We start from the raw sequence: 2,102 nt of genomic DNA, 5'->3' as shown, positions 1-2,102 counted from the left end.
AGACCCTCCAGCTCCTGCGGCGTCTTGTATCCCGCCGTCAGCTCGTCCAGCATCGCTTTCGATAACGCCATGTCGCTGCTCCTCGCGGGGTCACCCGCAGTCTCGCTCAAAGGGCAGTTACACAGTTGACGTTACAGACTCTCCAACCAACGATCCGCGGGAAGCGCCTGCATTGTTCTGAGATGTCGCGCCGCACCCCTGCCGCTCATCCCTCAGCGACAAGTAGCTGGGCAGGGGTTCTGGTGATGTGCACGCCTGCACATGGCAAGAAACGCGGATGGTCAGATCGCTTGCGGCCATTACTTGGCTCATCCGAGCTGCCGATCGCGAGAATGAACCAGAGACCACCGCGCCACTGAAGATCAGTGGCGCTAAGAATCAGCTCGATCGTTGACGCCTCATCGGCCAGAGACAACCAAGACGCTGCTACCAAACCCAGATCGCGTTCGAGGACACAACGCTGCGATCTGGAAAATGGCAGAAGGATTGCTCGTCCTTGGTATCGAGGTGGGTCGCGACGATCGTCCGACCACCGAAATGCTGCTCGCATACCGCGTGACCGGGATTCGCCCCGCCGGGTCCGACGTCACCTTTTGCCGGCCTACGCGCGGCTTCCAATGCATCGCATGACGCCTCCGGATGACGACACCAGGCACTGACCTCGCAGTGGGCGCGGACACCACATGGAGCAAGTTCGACTGGCTCCTCACCAATGCGCCACCGCGTGGCTTTCGCCACTCGCTCCTGCTCAGCGCGCCACTCAACGAACTCCTCGTAAGTCTGCGGTTCCGTCGGCGGACGAGGCCAGCCATCCGATGGCGTGTCGTCTGCTTCTACAGGCTTCACTGGGCCTCCGGCCAAAGCCGGAATGGACAGCGCAAGCACCAGTCCAAGAAACGCGAGTAGCGCAATCGATCGGCGTACCAGAAGTCGACTCAGCCTAGACGGCGATGACACAGTTTCTCGTTCTTTCATGATGCGGAATCGATTCACGATGCCAAGTTAATTGAACGGATCCGTTGCTTCTGCAGCGCCCCCGAGGAGCTTTTGCAGATGCGCAAGCGCGTTCAGAACTTTCCTGCTTTCTGCGCAGGCAAGGTAAATGGAATCGCGTGTTGGAGAGCCGTCCTCCGAAGGGCAGTCACCTTCAAGCATGGAGTCCGAGCATGCCATGTAGATGAATGCCTCGTGGTCCATAGCAGCTTCCGCCGAACCAAATGAAACGTTCCTAATCGGAATTCGCCTCTCAACCGGCCCGTAACCGCCGTCATCGAAGCTGTTGACCCTCGACTCGCGCGAAATGATGGTGCCCGCGTCATACGACCAGCTGTAGACGTAAGTGCCGACACCAGATTGAACGACTGACATCCCGTCGCATCGCTCTCGAAGGTAGTTCACCGTTTCATCAAGACCAGGACCGGCTGATGCAAAAACCGACGCTGGCGAAATGGCAAGCAACGCAAGTGCCGCCGCTCTCAGGAAAGTTTTCATAGGCACTCATGCTCCTCATCTGTGGTGTGACAGTGGTAAAGGACTTCGCATTTTGGGCGGTCTAACTCAAGGCCTGAACAGTCGTCTTAGTGACCTGAGCACGAAGTCCGTAAGAGTCCGCGGCTGAAATTGAGCTTCATGAGTGCCTCCTAGTGCAACCGGGCCATCCGAGTGGTGTCTTACAGCGCGATGCTAGTGAGCCCGCAATGCCGGAACAAGGTGATTCGCCATTACGATGGCCGCTCATTTACGGCCAGCCCCATCGACCGGCGGCGACCGTCAAACCTCGTCAACTACAATCACCAACCAAAGGCGAGATTCTTCCTTTGCGCGGTGGCTTATGGTGTGCTGCAAATCCAGCGGTTCTGGACTGACTGCGCCGCTGACTATGACGCTTCCCAACCGCCGCATCACCCTGGAACACAGGAGATGAAAATGGGCTCTTTTGAAATCCGAGTGGGTTATGCGGCGTGGGGATTGATGCCTCGGAAGTCGAGCTTCCCGGCGATCAGGAACAGCACGGTGCGCATGGTTTCGAATCGGCCGTACCCACGCGCCTTGCGCTTGGCGGCCTGAAAAAGGCCATTGAGCGCCTCAAGGAATCCGTTGGT

The 2,102-nt window shown here is 58.1% G+C and carries 2 protein-coding genes; both read right to left on the bottom strand.

Features of this window, described 5'->3' with window-relative positions; translation table 11 throughout:
* Nucleotides 1-1,002: 1,002 nt before the first annotated feature.
* Entirely contained in the window at nucleotides 1,003-1,491 is a 489-nt protein-coding gene (locus tag O9255_RS14865; protein ID WP_297867647.1) for a hypothetical protein, read from the bottom strand.
* A 461-nt stretch (nucleotides 1,492-1,952) separates the two neighbouring features.
* The coding region (locus O9255_RS14860) for a transposase (protein ID WP_297867648.1) at nucleotides 1,953-2,102 on the bottom strand (150 nt) is incomplete at its 5' end.

Origin of the sequence: Silanimonas sp. (assembly GCF_027530345.1) — a bacterium.
Lineage (GTDB): Bacteria > Pseudomonadota > Gammaproteobacteria > Xanthomonadales > Xanthomonadaceae > Silanimonas.
Note: the sequence above shows the minus strand (reverse complement) of the source record. Positions and strands in the feature narration are given on the sequence as shown.

Coding starts and splice junctions, on each gene's coding strand:
- O9255_RS14865 (WP_297867647.1), bottom strand. CDS start 1,491: ATGAAAACTTTCCTGAGAGCGGCGGCACTTGCGTTGCTTGCCATTTCG.